15 protein-coding genes are annotated in these 18,557 nt (G+C 74.5%); 10 read left to right on the top strand and 5 right to left on the bottom strand.

Going from position 1 to position 18,557, the window contains the following annotated elements; translation table 11 throughout:
- The first annotated feature begins 29 nt into the window (after nt 1–29).
- The 7 genes from AB0N04_RS20950 (at nt 30) to AB0N04_RS20920 (ending at nt 9,151) form a co-directional block, all read left to right on the top strand.
- Nucleotides 30–2,489: an FAD-dependent monooxygenase gene (locus AB0N04_RS20950; RefSeq protein WP_360211502.1), complete on the top strand. Its 2,460-nt coding sequence runs from the start codon at nt 30–32 to the stop codon at nt 2,487–2,489.
- A 146-nt stretch (nt 2,490–2,635) separates the two neighbouring features.
- Nucleotides 2,636–3,610: a carbon-nitrogen hydrolase family protein gene (locus AB0N04_RS20945; RefSeq protein WP_360211410.1), complete on the top strand. Its 975-nt coding sequence runs from the start codon at nt 2,636–2,638 to the stop codon at nt 3,608–3,610.
- Complete coding sequence (locus tag AB0N04_RS20940; RefSeq protein ID WP_360211412.1) at nt 3,607–4,806, top strand: cupin domain-containing protein; 1,200 nt, start codon at nt 3,607–3,609, stop codon at nt 4,804–4,806. Before AB0N04_RS20945 ends, AB0N04_RS20940 begins: the two co-directional genes overlap by 4 nt.
- A gap of 19 nt (nt 4,807–4,825) precedes the next feature.
- Nucleotides 4,826–5,728, top strand: coding sequence for a fumarylacetoacetate hydrolase family protein (locus AB0N04_RS20935; protein ID WP_360211414.1), 903 nt, complete (start codon nt 4,826–4,828; stop codon nt 5,726–5,728).
- Nucleotides 5,729–5,860: 132 nt separating this feature from the next.
- Complete coding sequence (locus AB0N04_RS20930) at nt 5,861–6,619, top strand: Asp/Glu racemase (RefSeq protein ID WP_360211416.1); 759 nt, start codon at nt 5,861–5,863, stop codon at nt 6,617–6,619.
- Nucleotides 6,620–6,671: 52 nt separating this feature from the next.
- Nucleotides 6,672–7,523, top strand: a complete 852-nt coding sequence (locus tag AB0N04_RS20925) for a PaaX family transcriptional regulator C-terminal domain-containing protein (RefSeq protein ID WP_360211418.1) — start codon at nt 6,672–6,674, stop codon at nt 7,521–7,523.
- Nucleotides 7,523–9,151 carry an amidohydrolase gene (locus AB0N04_RS20920; protein WP_360211420.1) on the top strand — a complete coding sequence of 543 codons (1,629 nt, stop codon included), beginning with the start codon at nt 7,523–7,525 and terminating at the stop codon, nt 9,149–9,151. Before AB0N04_RS20925 ends, AB0N04_RS20920 begins: the two co-directional genes overlap by 1 nt.
- Nucleotides 9,152–9,215: 64 nt before the next feature.
- On the opposite strand, the gene AB0N04_RS20915 is transcribed toward AB0N04_RS20920, so the two are convergent.
- Both AB0N04_RS20915 and AB0N04_RS20910 read right to left on the bottom strand, forming a co-directional pair.
- Nucleotides 9,216–9,803, bottom strand: a complete 588-nt coding sequence (locus AB0N04_RS20915; protein ID WP_360211422.1) for a hypothetical protein — start codon at nt 9,801–9,803, stop codon at nt 9,216–9,218.
- A 79-nt stretch (nt 9,804–9,882) separates the two neighbouring features.
- Nucleotides 9,883–12,276, bottom strand: a complete 2,394-nt coding sequence (locus tag AB0N04_RS20910) for an excinuclease ABC subunit UvrA (protein ID WP_360211424.1) — start codon at nt 12,274–12,276, stop codon at nt 9,883–9,885.
- A gap of 186 nt (nt 12,277–12,462) precedes the next feature.
- Between AB0N04_RS20910 and AB0N04_RS20905 the strand changes: the two genes are divergently transcribed.
- Nucleotides 12,463–13,107, top strand: a complete 645-nt coding sequence (locus AB0N04_RS20905) for an alpha-ketoglutarate-dependent dioxygenase AlkB (protein ID WP_360211426.1) — start codon at nt 12,463–12,465, stop codon at nt 13,105–13,107.
- Nucleotides 13,108–13,228: 121 nt separating this feature from the next.
- Nucleotides 13,229–14,029 carry a VOC family protein gene (locus tag AB0N04_RS20900; protein WP_360211428.1) on the top strand — a complete coding sequence of 267 codons (801 nt, stop codon included), beginning with the start codon at nt 13,229–13,231 and terminating at the stop codon, nt 14,027–14,029.
- Between the two features lie 61 nt (nt 14,030–14,090).
- Here the strand turns inward: AB0N04_RS20900 and AB0N04_RS20895 are convergent, their stop codons facing one another.
- The 3 genes from AB0N04_RS20895 to AB0N04_RS20885 are packed head-to-tail and all read right to left on the bottom strand — an operon-like array spanning nt 14,091 to nt 17,264.
- Nucleotides 14,091–14,939: a carbohydrate ABC transporter permease gene (locus AB0N04_RS20895; RefSeq protein WP_360211430.1), complete on the bottom strand. Its 849-nt coding sequence runs from the start codon at nt 14,937–14,939 to the stop codon at nt 14,091–14,093.
- A complete protein-coding gene (locus AB0N04_RS20890; protein WP_360211432.1) occupies nt 14,936–15,916 on the bottom strand; it encodes a sugar ABC transporter permease in 981 nt (326 codons plus the stop codon). Before AB0N04_RS20890 ends, AB0N04_RS20895 begins: the two co-directional genes overlap by 4 nt.
- A 37-nt stretch (nt 15,917–15,953) precedes the next feature.
- Nucleotides 15,954–17,264 (bottom strand): extracellular solute-binding protein, encoded by a 1,311-nt coding sequence (locus tag AB0N04_RS20885; protein ID WP_360211434.1) that lies wholly within the window; start codon nt 17,262–17,264, stop codon nt 15,954–15,956.
- Between the two features lie 369 nt (nt 17,265–17,633).
- Between AB0N04_RS20885 and AB0N04_RS20880 the strand changes: the two genes are divergently transcribed.
- The gene (locus AB0N04_RS20880) at nt 17,634–18,485 is read left to right on the top strand and encodes an IclR family transcriptional regulator (RefSeq protein ID WP_360211436.1); all 852 of its coding nucleotides are present in this window, start codon (nt 17,634–17,636) and stop codon (nt 18,483–18,485) included.
- Nucleotides 18,486–18,557 lie beyond the last annotated feature (72 nt).

The following is an 18,557-nucleotide window of genomic DNA, read 5'->3' as shown; positions in this document are numbered from 1 at the left end:
CCGGGGGCGCCGGGGCCCGTCGCATCGCGGTGATCGGCGCCGGCCCGGGCGGTCTGTACTTCGCCGCGCTGGCCAAGCACCTGGCGCCCGACCGCGAGATCACGGTGTTCGAGCGGGACGGCCGGGAGGACGAGTCCGGCTTCGGCGTGGTCTTCTCCGACGAGACGCTGGACGGCATCGCGCAGGCCGACCCGGAGGTGTTCGCCGCGATCGGCGCCGAGTTCGCCCGCTGGAGCGACATCGACGTGCGCTACGCGGGCCAGGTCCGCACCTGCGGCGGGCACGGCTTCGCGGCGCTCGACCGCAACCGGCTGCGCGCGATCCTGCAGCGGCGCTGCGAACGCCTCGCGGTGGACGTGCGCTACCGCACGCCCGCGCCGCCGGTCGGCGAACTCGCCGCCGGGTACGACCTGGTGGTCGCCGCCGACGGCATCAACTCGGCCACCAGGGCGGCCCACGCCGAGGCCTTCCGCCCCGAGCTGGACCAACGGCACTGCCGCTACATCTGGCTCGCCACCGACCGGGTCTTCGAGGCCTTCACCTTCATCGTCGAGCAGTTCGACTTCGGCCCCCTGCAGGTGCACGCCTACCCGTACGGCGAGCGGCGCTCGACCTTCATCGTGGAGGCCGCCGAGGACACCTGGCACCGGGCCGGCTTCGACGCCCTCGCCGCACGGGAGCCGGCCCGCGGCGAGAGCGACCTGGCGAGCGTGCGGCGCTGCGCGGAGCTGTTCGCCGGGCACCTGGACGGCCACCGGCTGATCCCGAACGCCTCGCGCTGGATCCGCTTCACCACCGTGCGCAACGCGCGCTGGCGGCACCGGAACGTCGTCCTGCTCGGCGACGCCGCGCACTCCGCGCACTTCTCGATCGGGTCGGGCACCAAACTGGCCCTGGAGGACGCCCTCGCGCTCGCCGCGAGCCTGCACGAACAGCCCACCGTGGAGGCCGCGCTGGCCGCCTACGAGGCGGAGCGCCGGCCGGTGGTGGAGTCCACCCAGCGGGCCGCGCAGGCGAGCCTGGAGTGGTTCGAGACGGTGGAGCGGCGCACCGGGCAGGACCCGGACCGGTTCGCCTTCAACCTGCTCACCCGCAGCCGCCGGGTCACGTACGGGAACCTGCGCTCCCGCGACCCCGGGTTCGTCGACGCGGTGGACGCCGCGTTCGGGAGCGGCGGCGAGGGCGGGACCGGCGGGGGCGCGACCCGGACCGGGACCGGCGGAACCGGCGGAAACGGCGGGAGCGACGGCGGGCCCGGCACCCCGCCGATGTTCCGGCCGCTGAAACTGGGCGCGCTGGAGCTGCGCAACCGCGTCGTGGTGCCCCCGCTCGCGACCTTCACCTCCGCCGACACCCTGCCCAGTGCCTTCGACCGGGCCCAGCTGACCGCGCAGGCCCTCGGCGGCGCCGGACTCGTCCTCGCCGGGATGACCGCCGTCAGCCCCGAGGGCCGCGCCACCGACCACTGCCCCGGCCTCTGGAACGACCGGCAGGAGACGGCCTGGCGCGAACTCGTCCACGCCGTGCGGGCGGTGAGCGACACACCGCTCGGCATCCAGCTGACCCACGCCGGCCGGCGGGCCGCCACCGCCGTGCCGGGCCCGGACGGCATCGGCCGTCCGCTCGCCGACGGCTGGCCGCTGATCGCCGCCTCCCCGCTGCCCTGGGACGCCGCCTCCCCCACCCCGGGCGCGGCCGGCGCCGACCGGCTCGCCGCCGTCACCGCGGAGTTCGCGGCCTCGGCGGAGCGCGCGGCACGGGCCGGATTCGACGTGCTGGAGCTGCAGTTCGGCCACGGCCACCTGGTGTCCGGCTTCCTGTCGCCGCTGACCAACCGCCGCACCGACCGCTACGGCGGGCCGCTCGCCCACCGGCTGCGGCTGCCCCTGGAGGTGCTGGCCGCCGTCCGGGCGGCCTGGCCGGCCGGGCGGCCGCTGCTGGTGCGGATCTCGGCGAGCGACTGGGCGCCGGGCGGCACCACCGAGGCCGAGGCGGTCGCGATCTGCCGCGCACTCGGCGACGCCGGCGCGGACGCGGTGGACGTCTCCACCGGCGAGGTGGTCGCCCACCAGCGGCCGCCGTACGGGCGCGGCTACCAGACCCCGTTCGCCGAGCTGGTCCGCGCGGCCACCGGCCTGCCGACCATCGCGGTCGGCGCGATCTCCGGGCCGGACGACGCCAACTCCGTCCTGCTGGCCGGGCGGGCGGACCTCGTCGCGGTCGGCCGGGCCCAGCTGTACGACCCGCTCTGGACCCTGCACGCGGCCGCCGAGCAGGGCTACTCCGGGCCGGGCGCGCCCTGGCCCGGCCCGTGGTCGGCGGGCAGCCGCCGACCGCCGGGCCCGGGCGCCGACCGGGTCGCGCCCCGGCTGCACCTGCGGCGCCCGGCGGAGGCGCCGGTGCACCGCCGCTGGCCACCGGGCGTACCGGCAGCCGACCGGCCCGCCGCAGGGACCGCCGAAGCACCTGCCGAAGGGCCCGCGAGGTGAGCGACCGGCGACGCCGACGGACCGACACCCCGGTGAGCCGGACCGAGCCGAGGAGCCGGACCGACCCGGCGAGCCACACCGACCCGACGACCGCACCCACCCCACCACCCCACCGACCGACCACCCGGGGGACCCGAGGAGACGCCGTGCCGGACCTGCCCCGCTTCACCGCCGCGGCCGTCCAGGCCGCCCCCGTCTACCTGGACCCGGCCGCCACCGTGGACAAGGCCGTCGCACTGATCCACGAGGCGGCCGGCCACGGCGCCTCCCTGGTGGTCTTCCCCGAGGTCTTCGTCCCCGGCTACCCGTACTGGAACTGGACGATGAACCCCGTGCAGGGCTCGCCCTGGTACGAGCGGCTCTACCGGGCCTCCGTGGACGTGCCCGGCCCGTACGTGGACACCCTGCGCGCCGCCGCCCGGCAGGCCGGGGTGGTGCTGGTGATCGGCGTGAACGAGCGCGGGCGGCACAGCCTGGGCGTGCTGTACAACACCCTGCTGATCATCGGCGCGGACGGCGAACTCCTCGGCGTGCACCGCAAGCTGGTGCCGACCTGGGCCGAGAAGCTGACCTGGACGCCCGGCGACGGCAGCTCCCTACGCGTCCACCGGACGGCCGTCGGCCCGCTCGGCGCCCTCGCCTGCGGGGAGAACACCAACACCCTGGCCCGCTTCACCCTGCTGGCCCAGGGCGAACTCGTGCACGCCGCGAGCTACATCGCCCTGCCGGTGGCCCCCGAGGACTACGACATGGCGGAGGCGATCGCGCTGCGCGCCGCCGCCCACTGCTTCGAGGGCAAGCTGTTCACCGTGGTCGCCTGCTCCACCGTCTCGCCCGAGATCGTCGACGTCGTCGCGGGCGGGGACCAGGAGGTGCGCAAGCTGCTCGCCCGGCCGCGCAGCGCGCTGTCGGGCGTCTTCGGCCCCGACGGGCGGGCCGTGGTCGAGCCGTTGGTGGACGAGGAGGGCATCGTCTACGCCGAGATCGACCTCGCCCGGTGCATCCAGCCCAAGCAGATGCACGACATCGTCGGCCACTACAACCGCTTCGACGTCTTCCGGCTGCACGTGGACAACCGCCCGCTGCGGCCGCTGGTACTCCCCGAGGAGGAGCAGGCATGACCAGCCGAGGTGGGACGACCGACCGCGACCGACCGGACGGCCCGGAGGAGCCGAACGGCCCCGGCCGCCCGGGCAGCCCGGGCGACGGCTACGACGACGACCGGATCGGCCGGGCCAGGGTCACCGACAGCCCGGAACTCGTCTCCTACTACGAGGAGTTGGCCAAGCACGAGGCCGGCGCCCTGTGGACGGTCGCGAACGAGATCGAGCCCTGGTACCCGCAGCCCAGGTCGGTGCCGGTGCTCTGGCGCTACGCGGACCTGCGCCCGCTGGTCCGCAAGGCGCTGCCGCTGGTCAAGGCCGACGACGCGGGCCGCCGGGTGGTCATGCTCGTCAACCCCGGCCGACGCGAACTCAGCGCCGCCGTCGGCCTGTTGTACACCGGCCTGCAGATCATGGGCCCCGGCGAGGCGATGACCGCGCACCGCCACCAGGCCGCCGCGCTGCGCTTCGTCCACGAGGGCACCGGAGCCTGGACGGTGGTGGACGGGCAGAAGCTCAGGGTCGGCCCGCGCGACTTCGCGATCACCCCCAACAACACCTGGCACGAGCACGGGAACGAGTCCGCGGACGGCCCGGTGATCTGGCAGGACGGCCTGGACATCCCGCTGGTCAACATGCTCGACGCGAACTTCTACGAGGTCCACCCCGAGCTGTACCAGCGCCCCGGGCCGGTGGTGAACTCCTCGCTGCTGAGCTACGGCGGCAACCTGCTCCCGTACGGCGTCGAGAAGTGGAGCCGCCCGTACTCCCCGCTGCTCGGCTGGCCGTGGGAGCCCAGCTACCACGCGCTGGGCCAACTCGCCCGCGCCACCGAGGGATCGCCCTACGACGGCGTCGTCATGGAGTACACCAACCCGGTCACCGGCGGCTCGGTGATGCCGACCATGGCCGCCCACCTGCAGCTGCTGCGCCCCGGGCAGGCCACCCGCGCCCACCGGCACACCGGCTCCGTCGTCTACACCGCGGCCAAGGGGCACGGCGTCTCGGTGATCGCCGGGCGGCGCTTCGAGTGGCGCGAGGGCGACGTCTTCGTCGTCCCGTCCTGGGCCTGGCACGAGCACGCGAACCTCGACCCCGGCGAGGACGCCTGCCTGTTCTCGTTCAACGACTTCCCGGTGATGCACGCGCTCGGTCTCCACCGCGAGGAGGCCTACCCGGACCACGACGGGCACCAGCCCGTCACCCCGTGCTGAACCCCGAGGAGACCCGACCATGCACCTGTTGACCTACTGCGCCGACGGCGACGACACCCCGCGCCCCGGTGCCCGGCTCGGCGAGCACGTCGCCGACCTGACCGCCCTCGCCGCCTCAGCCGGCGCCGCGCTGCCGCCCGACCTCCTCGGCCTGGTCCGGGCCGGCGCGCCCGCCCTGGCCACCCTCCGCGCCCTGCTGGCCCCGGTCGGCCCCGGCCACCCCGCCGTCCGGCCGCTCTCCGGCATCTCGCTGCGCGCGCCGCTGCGCCCCGGCAAGATCGTCGGCGTCGGCCTCAACTACCTGGAGCACGTCGACGAGTCGCACCGCACCCTGGACACCGACCGCGAACTGCCCGACCGCCCGGTGCTGTTCGGCAAGCCGGCCACCGCCGTCACCGGCCCCGGCCAGCCCATCCTGCACAACGCGGCGCTCACCAAGCAGCTGGACTGGGAGTGCGAACTCGCCGTGGTGATCGGCGAACCCGCCTTCCGGGTGGCCGAGCGGGACGCCCTGCGGCACGTCTTCGGCTACAGCATCGTGAACGACGTCAGCGCCCGCGACCAGCGTCGCTCCGGGCAGTGGTTCTTCTCCAAGGGGCAGGACAGCTACGCACCGTTCGGCCCGGTCGTGGTCACCGCCGACGAGATCCCCGACCCGCAGCGGCTCGACCTCTCGCTGCGGGTCAACGGCGAGCTGCGGCAGGACTCCAACACCCGCCACATGCTGTTCGGCGTCGCCCGGCTGATCGCCGACATCTCCTCCGGCGTCACGCTGGAACCCGGGGACGTGATCGCCACCGGCTCCCCCTCGGGCGTCGGCGCCGGGATGGTGCCCCCGCAGTTCCTCCAGCCCGGGGACCTGGTCGAGGCCACCATCGAGGGCATCGGCACCCTCGCCAACCCGGTGGTCGACGCCCGCTGAGGGCCGGCCCGCCCGCACCGGCCCCGGGCGACGCACACCCGCCCCGGGCCGTTTGCCGCCCACCGCCTACCGCCCGTCGCATTCCGCGCACGCGCACCGCACACTCCGACGCACGCCGAGAGGAGCACCCCCGTGACCACCTACCGGATCGGCCAGATCGTCCCCAGCTCCAACGTCACCATGGAGACCGAGGTCCCCGCCCTGCTGCGGGCCCGCGAGGCGGTCGCGCCCGAGCGGTTCACCTTCCACTCCAGCCGGATGCGGATGACCAGGGTCACCCCCGAGCAGCTGCGCGCCATGGACGCCGAGTCGGACCGCTGCGCCACCGAGCTCTCCGACGCCCGGGTCGACGTGCTCGGCTACGCCTGCCTGGTCGCCGTGATGGCCGCCGGGCCCGGCTACCACCGCGAGGCCGAGCAGCGGCTGCACCGGCGCACCGCCGACAACGGCGCCCCCGCCCCGGTGGTCACCAGCGCCGGCGCCCTGGTCGCCGGGCTGCGCGTGCTCGGCGCCCGCAGGGTCGTCCTGGTCACCCCGTACCTGAAGCCGCTGGCCCGGACCGTGGTCGACTACCTGGGGCACGAGGGCGTCGAGGTGCTCGACCACGCGGCCCTGGAGATCCCCGACAACCTCGACGTGGCCGCCCACGACCCCGCGCGGCTGCCCGGCATCGCCAAACGGCTCGACCACGCCGGGGCCGACGCGGTGGTCCTCTCCGCCTGCGTGCAGATGCCCTCGCTGGCCGCCGTCGAGGAGGCCGAGCAGCAGCTCGGCAAACCGGTCGTCTCGGCGGCGATCTGCACCGTCCACCAGCTGCTCCGCGCCCTCGGCCTGCCGGCCTTCGCCCCGGGCGCCGGGCAGCTGCTCTCCGGCGCCCACGCGCAGGCCTGACCGCCGTCGGCCGCCGCTATGATCACACGAGCTGCCGGGGAGGAGGCCCACCATGGCGGAGAGCACGTCCCGGCCCAGCTCGCTGATCCACACCGTCTACGGCGAGTTCGTCCGCCGCCTCGGCGGCTGGATATCGATCGCCGACCTGATCGCGCTGATGGCCGAGCTCGACGTCGACGGCCCCGCCGTCCGCTCGGCGATCTCCCGGCTCAAGAAGGCCGGCACCCTGCTCCAGGAACGCCGCGGCGGCACCGGCTACCGGCTCGCCCCGGCGATGGCCCCGGTGTTCGAGGAGGGCGACCGCCGGATCTTCCACAGCCTGGAGCCCGCCGAACTCGGCGACGGCTGGGTGGTGGCCGTCTTCTCCGTCCCGGAGTCCGAACGGGCCCACCGCCACCAGCTGCGCTCCCGGCTGAGCTGGCTCGGCTTCGGCAACGCCGCCCCCGGCGTCTGGCTCGCCCCCGCCCGGCTGCTGCCGGACGCCCGGCGCCTGCTCGAACGCCTCGGCCTGAGCCCCTACGTCCACCTGTTCCTCTCCGCCGAGTACGCCGGCTTCGCCGACCTGCGCACCGCGGTGGCCGGCTGGTGGGACTTCCCCGCCATCGAGGCGCAGTACGCGGCCTTCGACGACGCGTGGCGCCCGGTCGCCGCCGAACTGCGGCCCCGGCCCCGGACCGACCCGGTCGAGGCGTTCCGCGCCTACGTGCCGATGCTCACCCAGTGGCGCCGGCTCCCTTACCTCGACCCCGGCCTGCCCGAACCGCTGCTGCCCGACGACTGGAACGCGGTGGCCGCCCGGGCCGTCTTCACCGAGCTGCACGCCCAGCTCGCCGGGCCCGCGCTGCGCCACGTCGAGAAGGTCACCGGCCTGCCCACCGGCACCCCACCCCACCAGGAGCCGTGATGCCCGCCCCCGAACCCGCCGACCTCCTGGTCCGTGCCGCCACCGTGCACACCCTCGTCCCCGGCGAAGCGCCGCAGCGCGCACTCGCCGTCACCGGCACCCGGATCACCGCCCTGTCCCCCGAGCCGCACGGCCTGGACGCCCTGGTCGGACCGGCCACCCGGGTCCTCGACGCCCCCGGCGCGACCGTGCTGCCCGCCTTCGACGACACCCACACCCACCTCGTCCTGGCCGGTCACAGCGTCCACGGCGTCCCCGTCCACCGGGCCCGGGACCTCGCCGGGTTCCTCGGCCTGATCCGCGAACGGGCCGCCCGCACCCCCGCCGGGCAGTGGATCCACACCACCGTCAACTGGCAGGAGGTGCAGTTGGCCGAGCAGCGGATGCCCACCACCGAGGAGCTCGACGGAGCCACCGCCGACCACCCCGTCCTGGTCCGCCGCGGCGCCTACAACATGGTGCTCAACTCGGCCGCGCTGCGGCTGGCCGGGATCACCGCCGCCACCCCCGCCCCGCCCGGCGGGGTGATCGAACGCGACGCGCACGGACGGCTGACCGGACGCCTGGTCAACAAGGCCGTCGAGCTGGTCGAGCGCGTCCTGCCGCGGCCCGCGCTCGCCGAACGGATCGACGGCCTGCGCGCCGCCTCCGCCGACTACGCCGCCACCGGCATCGGCACCGTCCGGGACTGCCTCGTCCCCGTCGAGGACCTCCCGGTGCTGGACGCCGCCCGCGCGGCCGACGCGCTCGCCGTCCGCGTCCGCGCCCTGGTCTCCGGCTTCGCCACCCGCACCCCGGAGCAGGTCGACGGCCTGCTGGACCGGATGGACGCCTGGCGCGCCGAGGGCCGGGACGACGACCTGCTCCGGCTGTGGGGCGTCAAGTTCGGCATCGACGGCGGTTTCGAGGCCGGCGCGCTGGAGGAGCCCTACCAGGGGCAGCCCTGCTACCACGGCCGCCTGCTCTGGGAACCGGCCGAGCTGGTCGCGGCCGTCGACCGGGTGGTCGGGCGCGGTTGGCGGGTCGGCGTGCACGCCTGGGGCGACCGCGGCCTGCGCACCCTGCTGGACGTCTTCGAGGAGGTGCTGAAGCACCGCCCCAGCCTGCCGCCCGGCACCCTGGTGGTCGAGCACGGCGGACTGGCCCGGGCCGACCAGCGGGCCCGGGCGATCGCGCTCGGCGTCCCGGTGACCGTCCAGCACCCGCTGCTGCACGACGGCGCGCTCGCCCAGCAGCGGGCCTGGGGCGAGGAGCGGACCGCCGGGATCTTCCCGCTGCGCGAGTGGCTCGACGAGGGCGCGCTGCTCGCCGCCGGCTCGGACTTCCCGGTCGGCCCGTACGGCGCGATGATCTCGGTGTGGGGCATGACCACCCGCCGGACCACGGCGGGGGTGGTCGGTCCCGAGCACGCCATCGACCGGGCCGAGGCCGTCGCGCTGCACACCGTCCACGCGGCCCGTCTGGTCGGCGAGAGCGCCGACCGCGGCAGCCTGCGCCCGGGCGCGCTCGCCGACCTGACGCTCTGGCCGGTCGATCCGCTGAGCTGCCCGGTCGACGAGCTGCGCGAGCTCCGGCCCGACCGCACCGTGATCGGCGGCCGCACGGTGCACGGGGCCGGGAGCGCATAGGGTCTGCCGCCGCCCCGCAGACGCGGGTTCGAAGACAGACCCTAGGGGCCGGTCCGGCGGGACCCTACGGTCCGGCGGGACGCACCTCCTGGAGCAGGCCCCAGGTGAAGTCGGCGGTGCAGGAGCGGGCCCGGCCGTCCGCGTCCGGCGCCGTGAAGTCGAGCCGGAAGCGGGTCGGCGCACTGCCCTCCCGCGGCCGGGCGGGCGGGAACGCCGCGCCCAGGTCGGCCACCACGCAGCTCCACGGGGTCAGGTCGGCGAGCGTCGCCGGGCGCGGTGCCGGAGCACCCGGGGCCCGGACCAGCCACTCGTTCAGCAGCGGCCGGCCCGCGTCCGCCGGCCCGACCAGGCTCTCGAAGCGCAGGTCGGGCCAGAGCGGCAGCGGCCACTGCCGCGCGGTGCAGGCGAGGTCCCCGATCCGGCGCGGCACCGTCGCCTCCGGCGGGCCGAGCACGGCGGCGCAGCGGTCGGCACCGCGCGGGGACCGGGGCGAGCGGAGCATCGCCTGCCAGCGCTTGTTCGCCTCCCGCATCGCCGGCCTGCTCGCCCCCAGCCGCCGCACGGCCGCCTCGACCAGGTCGGGGTTGAAGTCGGCCATCCGCCGCAGCAGCACGAGCTGGAACTCGGTGGGCCCGAAACCGTGGATCGCCATGGCAGCAGGCTAGGGCCTGTCCCGCAGGTCCGGCGGGCCCTGCCGGGCGTACGGACCCACCGGACGGGCCGTCGGGCCGTCAGCCGCCGACGTAGGCGGCGAGGTGCTCGCCGGTGAGCGTGGAACGGGCGGCGACCAGGTCGGCCGGGGTGCCCTCGAAGACGACTCGACCGCCCTCGTGGCCGGCGCCGGGTCCGAGGTCGATGATCCAGTCGGCGTGCGCCATCACGGCCTGGTGGTGCTCGATGACGATCACCGACTTGCCGGAGTCCACCAACCGGTCCAGCAGGCCGAGCAGCTGCTCGACGTCGGCGAGGTGCAGCCCGGTGGTCGGCTCGTCGAGGACGTAGACGCCGCCCTTCTCGGCCATGTGGGTGGCCAGCTTGAGCCGCTGCCGCTCGCCGCCGGAGAGCGTGGTGAGCGGCTGCCCGAGGCTGACGTAGCCGAGTCCGACGTCGGCGAGGTGGCCGAGGATGCGGTGGGCGGCCGGGGTGCGCGCCTCGCCCTCCCCGAAGAACGCCTCGGCCTCGGACACCGGCATCGCGAGCACCTCGCTGATGTCGCGGCCGCCGAAGCGGTACTCCAGCACCGAGGCCTGGAACCGCTTGCCCTCGCACTCGACGCAGGTGCTGGCGATGCCGGCCATCATCGCCAGGTCGGTGTAGGTCACGCCGGCGCCGTTGCAGGTGGGGCAGGCGCCCTCGGAGTTGGCGCTGAACAGGGCCGGCTTGACGCCGTTGGCCTTGGCGAAGGCCTTGCGGATCGGGTCGAGCAGCCCGGTGTAGGTGGCCGGGTTGCTGCGCCGCGAGCCCTTGATCGGCGACTGGTCGACGGCCACCACGCCTTCCCCGCGCGAGACCGAGCCGTGGATCAGCGAGCTCTTGCCGGAGCCGGCCACGCCGGTGACCACGCACAGCACGCCGAGCGGGACGTCCACGTCGACGTCCCGCAGGTTGTTCGCCGTCGCGCCGCGGATCTCCAGGGCGCCGGTCGGCGTGCGCACCGCCGGCTTGACGGCCGCCCGGTCGTCGAAGTGCCGGCCGGTGACGGTACCGCTGGCCCGCAGCCCGTCGACGGTGCCCTCGAAGCAGACGTCGCCGCCCGCCGTGCCGGCTCCGGGGCCCAGGTCGACGACGTGGTCGGCGATCGCGATGGTCTCCGGCTTGTGCTCGACGACGAGCACCGTGTTGCCCTTCTCCCGCAGGCGCAGCAGGAGTTCGTTCATCCGCTGGATGTCGTGCGGGTGCAGGCCGGTGGTGGGCTCGTCGAAGACGTACGTGACGTCCGTGAGCGCGGAGCCGAGGTGGCGGATCATCTTGACGCGCTGCGCCTCGCCGCCGGAGAGCGTGCCGGAGGGCCGGTCGAGCGAGAGGTAGCCGAGCCCGATCTCCACGAAGGAGTCGAGGGTGTGCCGCAGGGTGCCGAGCAGCGGTGCGACCGACGGCTCCGCGAGGTCGCGGACCCAGTCGGCGAGGTCGCTGATCTGCATCGCGCAGGCGTCGGCGATGCTGATCCCGCCGACCTTGGAGGAGCGGGCGGCCGCGCTGAGCCGGGTGCCGTCGCAGTCGGGGCAGGCGGTGAAGGTGACGGCGCGGTCGACGAAGGCGCGGATGTGCGGCTGCAGGGCCTCGCGGTCCTTGGAGAGCATCGACTTCTGGAGCTTGGGGATCAGGCCCTCGTAGGTGAGGTTGACGCCGTTGACCTTGACCTTGGTGGGCTCGCGGTGGAGGAAGTCGTGCATCTCCTTCTTGGTGTACCGGCGGATCGGCTTGTCCGGGTCGAGGAAGCCGGAGTTGGCGTAGACGCCGACCGTCCACCAGCTGTCGGTCTTCCAGCCGGGGATCGTGATGGCGCCCTCGGAGATCGACTTGGTGTCGTCGAAGAGCTGGGTGAGGTCGATGTCGGAGATCCGGCCGCGGCCCTCGCAGCGCGGGCACATGCCGCCGGTGATGCTGAAGCTGCGCTTCTCCCTGACGGTCTGCCCGGAGCGTTCCACGGTGATCCCGCCGGCGCCGCTGACCGAGGGGACGTTGAAGGAGAACGCCTGGGGCGAGCCGATGTGCGGCTCGCCGAGCCGGCTGAACAGGATCCGCAGCATGGCGTTGGCGTCGGTGGCGGTGCCGACGGTGGAGCGCGGGTCCGCCCCCATCCGCTGCTGGTCGACGATGATCGCGGTGGTCAGGCCCTCCAGGACGTCCACCTCGGGGCGGGCCAGCGTCGGCATGAAGCCCTGGACGAAGGCGCTGTAGGTCTCGTTGATCAGCCGCTGGGACTCGGCGGCGATGGTGTCGAAGGCCAGGGAGCTCTTGCCCGAGCCGGAGACCCCGGTGAACACCGTCAGCCGGCGCTTGGGGATCTCGACGCTGACGTCCTTGAGGTTGTTCACCCGGGCCCCGTGCACGCGGATCATGTCGTGGCCGTCGGCGCCGTACGCGGCGGACGGCTGCGCCGCCGTCCTCCTGGGCTTGCTCATCGTCTCTCCATCCGTGGGGCGGGGCTGCGAGGGGGCGGGCCGTCGTCGCGGGGGTCGCCGACGCCTCCCGGGAGCCCGTGGACGGCGACCGGCCCGGCACCTCCGAAGCCTAACCGGCGGGCGCGGGCGCACGTCGCGCAGACCACTATTCGCGCACTCGTTCGAATCCGGGCGTACGCTGACCCCATGCACAGCACCGTCCACCTCCAGCCCTCGCTGTTCGACGACGCCGGCGACGACGGCGAGGTCCGCCTCGGGGCGCTCACCGGGCTGCGCCGCACCGCGCTCGGCGACGGGGCCTGGCTGGACGTGCTGCCCGGCTGGCTGCACGGCGCCGACCTGCTGTTCGAACACCTGGCCGCGACCGTGCCGTGGCGGGCCGAACGGCGCGAGATGTACGAGCGGACGGTCGACGTCCCCCGGCTGCTCGCCTCCTACCCGGCGGACGCCGAGCCCCCGCACCCCGTGCTCGGCCGGGCCCGGACGGCGCTGAGCCGGCACTACGCGCAGGAGCTCGGCGAGCCCTTCCGCACCCTCGGCCTCTGCTACTACCGGGACGGCCGGGACAGCGTCGCCTGGCACGGCGACCGGATCGGGCGCGGCGCCCGCGAGGACACCATGGTGGCGATCCTCTCCGTCGGCGAGCCGCGCGCGCTGCTGCTGCGGCCCCGGGCCGGGGGCGGCCCGGTGGTCCGGCACCCGCTCGGCCACGGGGACCTGGTGGTGATGGGCGGCTCCTGCCAGCGCACCTGGGAGCACGCTGTCCCGAAGACGGCCCGACCGGTGGGCCCGCGGATCAGCGTCCAGTTCCGGCCGCACGGGGTGGCCTGACCCGCGGACCCGACCTGCGGGGCGCGGTCGGCTCCGCGGCAGCCGCTGGAACCCACCGGTTGCCGCCGCCCGGCCGGACGCGGACGCTGGCCAGTGGGGCGCCCGGCACGGAGGAGGCCGCATGCCGAAGGCCGGCAGGTACCACGAGGGCGTCCCGTGCTGGGTCGTGCTGACGACGCCGGACCTGCCGAGGGCACAGCGGTTCTACGGCGCGCTGTTCGACTGGGGGTTCGTGCCGACCGGCCCCGCGGAGGCCGTCGCCACCCGGTACGGCGCGCAGGTCGCCGCGATCACGGCACCCACGGCAGGGACACCGGAGGGGGCGGGGGAGCCGGAAGCCGCCGCGGCGTCCGGCGCCCCGGACGCCGGGTGGACGACCTACCTCGCCTGCGCCGACCTCCCGCACACGGCCGCCCTGGTCCGGGCCGCGGGCGGCCGGATCGTCCGCGAGCCGTACGAGGTCCCCGACCAGGGGCACGCCGCCCTCGCCGTCGACCCGCTCGGAGCGGTCTTCGGCCTCTGGCGGGCCGGCGCGATCGACGGCGCGGGCCTGGTCGACGAGCCCGGCGCGTTCGCCTGGAACGAGCACCGGTCCCCCGCGCCGGACACCGCCCGGGACTTCTACCGCCGTGTCTTCGGCTACGGCTACGACCGGCCGGCCGCCGGCTCCACCGTCTTCCGCGTGGACGGCCGCCCGGCCGGCGGCATCGGCCCCGCCGGGACGGGCGCCCCCGCCTGGCTGACCCACTTCGCGACGGCCGACGCCGACCGCGCGGCCGCCCTGGTCCGGGCCCTGGGCGGCACCGTGCTGACCGGCCCCGGGCCGACGCCGTTCGGCCGCGCGGCTCTGGTCCGGGACGACGCCGGCGCCCTGTTCACGCTGATCGGCGTCCCGCCCGGCGAGTCCGCGGCGGCCGCCTGAGCCGGCTGGGTCCGAAGGAGCGGGCCCGGGCCCGCCGGCGCCGCCGGAGGGGCGGCCGCGGTCAGTCCTTCACCGCGCCCGCGAGCCCGGAGACCAGCTTGCGCTGGACGGCGACGAAGAACACCAGCACCGGGACGGTCATCAGGGTGGACGCCGCCATGATGCCGCCCCAGTCGTTCTCGTCCGGCTTGAAGAAGACCAGCAGGGCGGAGGGCAGGGTCTGGTTCTCGGTGGCGCTGATGATGAAGGTCTTCGCGAACACGAAGTCGTTCCACGCCGCGATGAAGGAGAACACGCTGGTCGCCGCGAGGCCCGGCGCCACCAGGGGCAGCAGGATCCGCCACAGGATGCGGGTGCGGCTGGCGCCGTCGATCTGCGCGGCCTCCTCGATGGACACCGGCACCGCGGCGACGAATCCGCGCATCATCCAGATGCCGAACGGCAGCGAGAACGCCAACTGCACCAGGACCAGCGAGGCCAGGGTGTTCAGCCCGACCCCCGGGGCGAACCGCCCGGCGTCGCGGAACATGAAGAACAGCGGGATGGTCAGCGCCTCGACCGGGATCATCTGGGCGATCAGGAACATCACCATCACGGTGGTGCGGAACCGGAACCTGAACCTGGTCACGGCCACCGCGGCGAGGAACACCACGACCGCCGAGAGCACCACCACCGACAGCGCGACGACCAGGCTGTTCACGAAGTACCGGCCGAAGCCGTCCACGCTGAGCACCTGGCGGAAGCTCTCCAGCGTGGGGTGGGCCGTCCACGGCTTCGGGTCCAGCGACTGCACCTCGCCCTTGGGCTTGAAGGCGGAGAGCACCATCCAGAAGACCGGGAAGGCGGTGGCCGCCGCCAGCACGAGCGCACTGGTGTCGGCGGCGAGGCGCCACCGGCTGCGGGAGTTCACAGGTCGTTCCCCGTCCGTCGGAGGGTGCGGATGTAGAGGACCGTCGGGATCACCAGGACCAGCAGCATGATCACGCCGATCGCCGCGCCCAGCCCGTACTGCGAGGAGGCGAACGCCTTCTGGTACGCGTACACGTTCAGCACGAGGTTCTGGCCGGCGATGCCCCCGCCCTCGGTCATCACGTAGATCTGGGTGAAGACCTTGAAGTCCCAGATCACCGACTGGATCACCACGATCGTCAGGATCGGCCGCAGCATCGGTGCCGTGATCCGCCGGAAGGTCGTCCAGGTGTTGGCGCCATCCAGCGCGGCGGCCTCGAGGATCTCCTCCGGGATCGCGCGGATCCCCGCGTAGAGGGTGACCATCACGAAGGGGAAGGAGTGCCACACCACGACGGCACCGACGATCAGGAACGCCGTCCACTTGTCGTAGAACCAGTTGAACTCGTGGAAGCCGGTCAGCCCGAGTCGCACCAGGGTGTGGTTGACCAGGCCGAGGTTGGTGTCGAACAGGAAGCTCCAGACCGTCGACCCGGTCATCGCCGGCGCCGCCCAGGCCGCCGTCGCGGCGGTGGTCAGCACCAGCCGGGGCCAGCGGCCGACCCTGGTCAGCAGCACGGCCAGCGCGGCGCCGACGGCCAGGGTGGCGAGCACGCAGAACGCGGCGAAGCCGACCGTCTGCAGCAGCACCGACCAGAACTGGCCGTCCTGGAGGATCCTCGTGTAGTTGCCGAGGCCGACGAAGGACGTCGGGGCCCCGCCGGAGGCCTGCGCCTGCCCGAAGTCCAGCACGGACAATAGGCCCAACTGGTAGATCGGATAGGCGACCAGCGGTACCAGGACGACCGCGGCCGGCAGGAGCAGCAGCAGCGGGGTTCGGCGGCGCCGGCCGCCCGGGGGTGCGGCCGGCGCCGGGCCCCCGCGGCGACTGCCCGGGGAGGGCGGCGCCGCCGGGGCGGTCGTGGTGGGGACGGACACGTGCGGGACCTGCTCTCTTCCACGGGCCGGGGCGGGGTCAGTGCGCGGCGAAGGCGGAGGTGATCCGGCCCGCCGCGTCACCGGACGCCTTGGCCACGTCCGCCTTGCCGGTGACGACCTGTTGCAGCATGGTCGGGATCACCGACTGGGCGTCGATCTGCGCCCAGGCCTGGTCCAGCGGCACGAACCTGGTGCCCGCCGCGATGGTGTCGGTGAACGGCTTCAGGAAGGCGTCCTTGGCCGCGACCCTGGCACTGACGGACCTGAGCGTCGGCAGGTTGCCCATCGCGTCGTACATCTGCTCCTGGTACGCGGGGCCGGCCAGCAGCCGGGCGAACTCCACCGCGAGGGTGCGGTGCTTGGCCGCCTTCATCACGCCGAGGTTGTTGCCGCCCGCGAAGGCCGGCGCGATCGAACCGGCCTTCTCCCCCGGCAGCGGCACCACGCCGTACTTCCCCTTCACCGCGCCCGCGTCGACCTTGCTGCGGCTGGAGTTGGGCAGGATCGCCATCGCCGACTTGCCGGCCGCGAACAGGTCCACGGTCTTGCCGCCGGTGAGGTCGGCGCACTGCTGGGCGGGGCAGCCGTCGGCACCGAAGAGGTCGGTGTAGCGCTTGATTCCGGCCTGCGAGGCCGGCGAGTCGATGGCCGCCTTGTAGGCCGTGCCGTCCTTGGCCGCGATGTCGCCGCCCGCGTCCCAGACGAACGGCAGCGCGCCGAAGGTGTACTTGCCGCCGACGGCGATGCCGAAGGTGTCGGGGTGCGCCGCGTGGATGCTCCGGGTGGCCGCGACGAGGTCGGCGTACGAGGCCGGCGGGGCGAGCCCGGCCTCGGTGAACAGGTCGCTGCGGTAGTAGAGGGCGCGGACGCCGACCCACCAGGGCAGCCCGTAGGTCCTGCCGTCCACGACGGCGGTCCTGGCGATCGCCGGGTCCAGGTCGCCCTTGTCCGGCCAGGCGTCCAGGTCGGCGCCGATGTCGGCGAGACCGCCCGCGGCGACGTAGCCGGGGAGGTCGGTGTTGCCGAACTCCACCAGGTCGGGGGCGCTGTTGGGGTCGTTGAAGGCGCCCTTCATCTTGGCCGCGCGGGCCGAGGCGTCGGTGTCGATGTAGCCGACCCGGACGGTGACGCCCTGGTGGGAGGCCTGGAACTCGCCGACCGCCTTGGCGATCACCGCCTCCTTGGCGGCGTTGCCGGCCTCGTTGTACAGCCAGACCTGGAGGGTGCCCGTCCGGTCGTCGCCGGCCCGGTCCACGGCCGGTGCCGCGGTGCCCGGAGCGCAGGCCGTCGCGGCGAGGCAGCCGGCGGCGAGGACGACGGCCGCGGCACTCCGTCCGATGAGTCGCATGGGTGAGGACCTCCCCTCCCGACAGTTGCCGCCGAGACGCGCGCCGTTGGGGACGGGTACGTCGAAGCGGGCCCTGACCGGGGCCGATGGTGGGTGTGGGTGGTGGCCGGCCCGGACGCACGCGACGGCGTCCCGGGCAGGCCGGTGTGAGGGTGCGGCAACGCGGACCGTTCGGGTGGGACGGCCCGCCTGCTCGATGGCAGGGACGTTAGGCGCGGGCGATCGGCGCCAACAAGAGGCGGTTCGGGAAGTTTTGCACTGCACAACGTTGTGTCGAAGAAGCGGCGGAGCCGACTCGAACGGGTACGTTCTGACCACCGCCGCCGCAGGGCGCGGGACCACCGGCAGCACGAGACGAGGGACGGACCCATGACGGAGACGGGCCCCGGGGCCGCGACCGACCAGCCCGCGGGCACCGGTGCCGGTGCCGGCCGGAAGGCCACGACCGAGCGCAACCAGTCGTCCTCGCTGCGCCGGGCACTCGCCGTCCTCGGCCACGTCCGCGACCACGGCGACGGACGCGGCGTCCCGCTCGCCCAGCTCGCCGAGGCCCTCGACCTCAACAAGAGCACCGTGCTCCGGCTCGCCGGCCCGCTGCTCGACGAACACCTCCTCGACCGCGACCGCGAGACCGGCTGGTTCCGCCTCGGCCACGGCTCACTGCGCCTCGGCCAGGCCTATCTGTCCACCCTCGACCTGCGCAGCGTCGCCGCCGAACACCTGCGCCGGCTCCAGCGCGAGGCCGGGGAGACCGTCCACCTGACCGTCTGGCAGGCCCCGGGGATCGTCTACCTCGACAAGGTCGAGGACGAGACCAACGTCCGGATGGCCTCGCGCGTCGGCAGCCGGGCCCCCGCCTACTGCACCGCCACCGGAAAGGCCATCCTCGCCTGGCTCCCCGACGAGGCCGTCACCGAGGTCGTCGCCGCCGGGCTGCGCCCCGTCACGGCCTGGACCATCTCCGACGAGCCCCGCCTACGGGCCGACCTCGCCCGGATCCGCGCCCGCGGCTACTCCATCGACGACCGCGAGAACGAACCCGAGGTCCGCTGCGTGGCCGCACCGATCTTCGACCACACCGGCGAGGTGACCGCGGCCCTGTCCGTCTCCGGCCTGACCTCCCGCATGACCGCCGCCCGGGTCCGGGCCCTCGGCCCGGTCGTCGCCCAGGCCGGCCTGCGGATCTCCCGCGAACTCGGCTCCGACCGCCAGCCGTCCTGATCCACCCCGGAAAACGGAAAGGGCCCGGCACCCCGAAAGGCACCGGACCCCGTCCGGAATAGAGCGCCAGGC

The sequence above is a fragment of the Kitasatospora sp. NPDC051702 genome, assembly GCF_040681575.1.
Classification (GTDB): Bacteria; Actinomycetota; Actinomycetes; order Streptomycetales; family Streptomycetaceae; genus Kitasatospora.
Note: the sequence above shows the minus strand (reverse complement) of the source record. Positions and strands in the feature narration are given on the sequence as shown.

What these genes read in the sequence shown, in the direction of transcription:
- AB0N04_RS20940 (WP_360211412.1), top strand. Translation starts at nt 3,607, where the DNA reads ATGACCAGCCGAGGTGGGACGACCGACCGCGACCGACCGGACGGCCCG.
- AB0N04_RS20935 (WP_360211414.1), top strand. Translation starts at nt 4,826, where the DNA reads ATGCACCTGTTGACCTACTGCGCCGACGGCGACGACACCCCGCGCCCC.
- AB0N04_RS20925 (WP_360211418.1), top strand. Translation starts at nt 6,672, where the DNA reads ATGGCGGAGAGCACGTCCCGGCCCAGCTCGCTGATCCACACCGTCTAC.
- AB0N04_RS20920 (WP_360211420.1), top strand. Translation starts at nt 7,523, where the DNA reads ATGCCCGCCCCCGAACCCGCCGACCTCCTGGTCCGTGCCGCCACCGTG.
- AB0N04_RS20915 (WP_360211422.1), bottom strand. Translation starts at nt 9,803, where the DNA reads ATGGCGATCCACGGTTTCGGGCCCACCGAGTTCCAGCTCGTGCTGCTG.
- AB0N04_RS20910 (WP_360211424.1), bottom strand. Translation starts at nt 12,276, where the DNA reads ATGAGCAAGCCCAGGAGGACGGCGGCGCAGCCGTCCGCCGCGTACGGC.
- AB0N04_RS20905 (WP_360211426.1), top strand. Translation starts at nt 12,463, where the DNA reads ATGCACAGCACCGTCCACCTCCAGCCCTCGCTGTTCGACGACGCCGGC.
- AB0N04_RS20900 (WP_360211428.1), top strand. Translation starts at nt 13,229, where the DNA reads ATGCCGAAGGCCGGCAGGTACCACGAGGGCGTCCCGTGCTGGGTCGTG.
- AB0N04_RS20885 (WP_360211434.1), bottom strand. Translation starts at nt 17,264, where the DNA reads ATGCGACTCATCGGACGGAGTGCCGCGGCCGTCGTCCTCGCCGCCGGC.
- AB0N04_RS20880 (WP_360211436.1), top strand. Translation starts at nt 17,634, where the DNA reads ATGACGGAGACGGGCCCCGGGGCCGCGACCGACCAGCCCGCGGGCACC.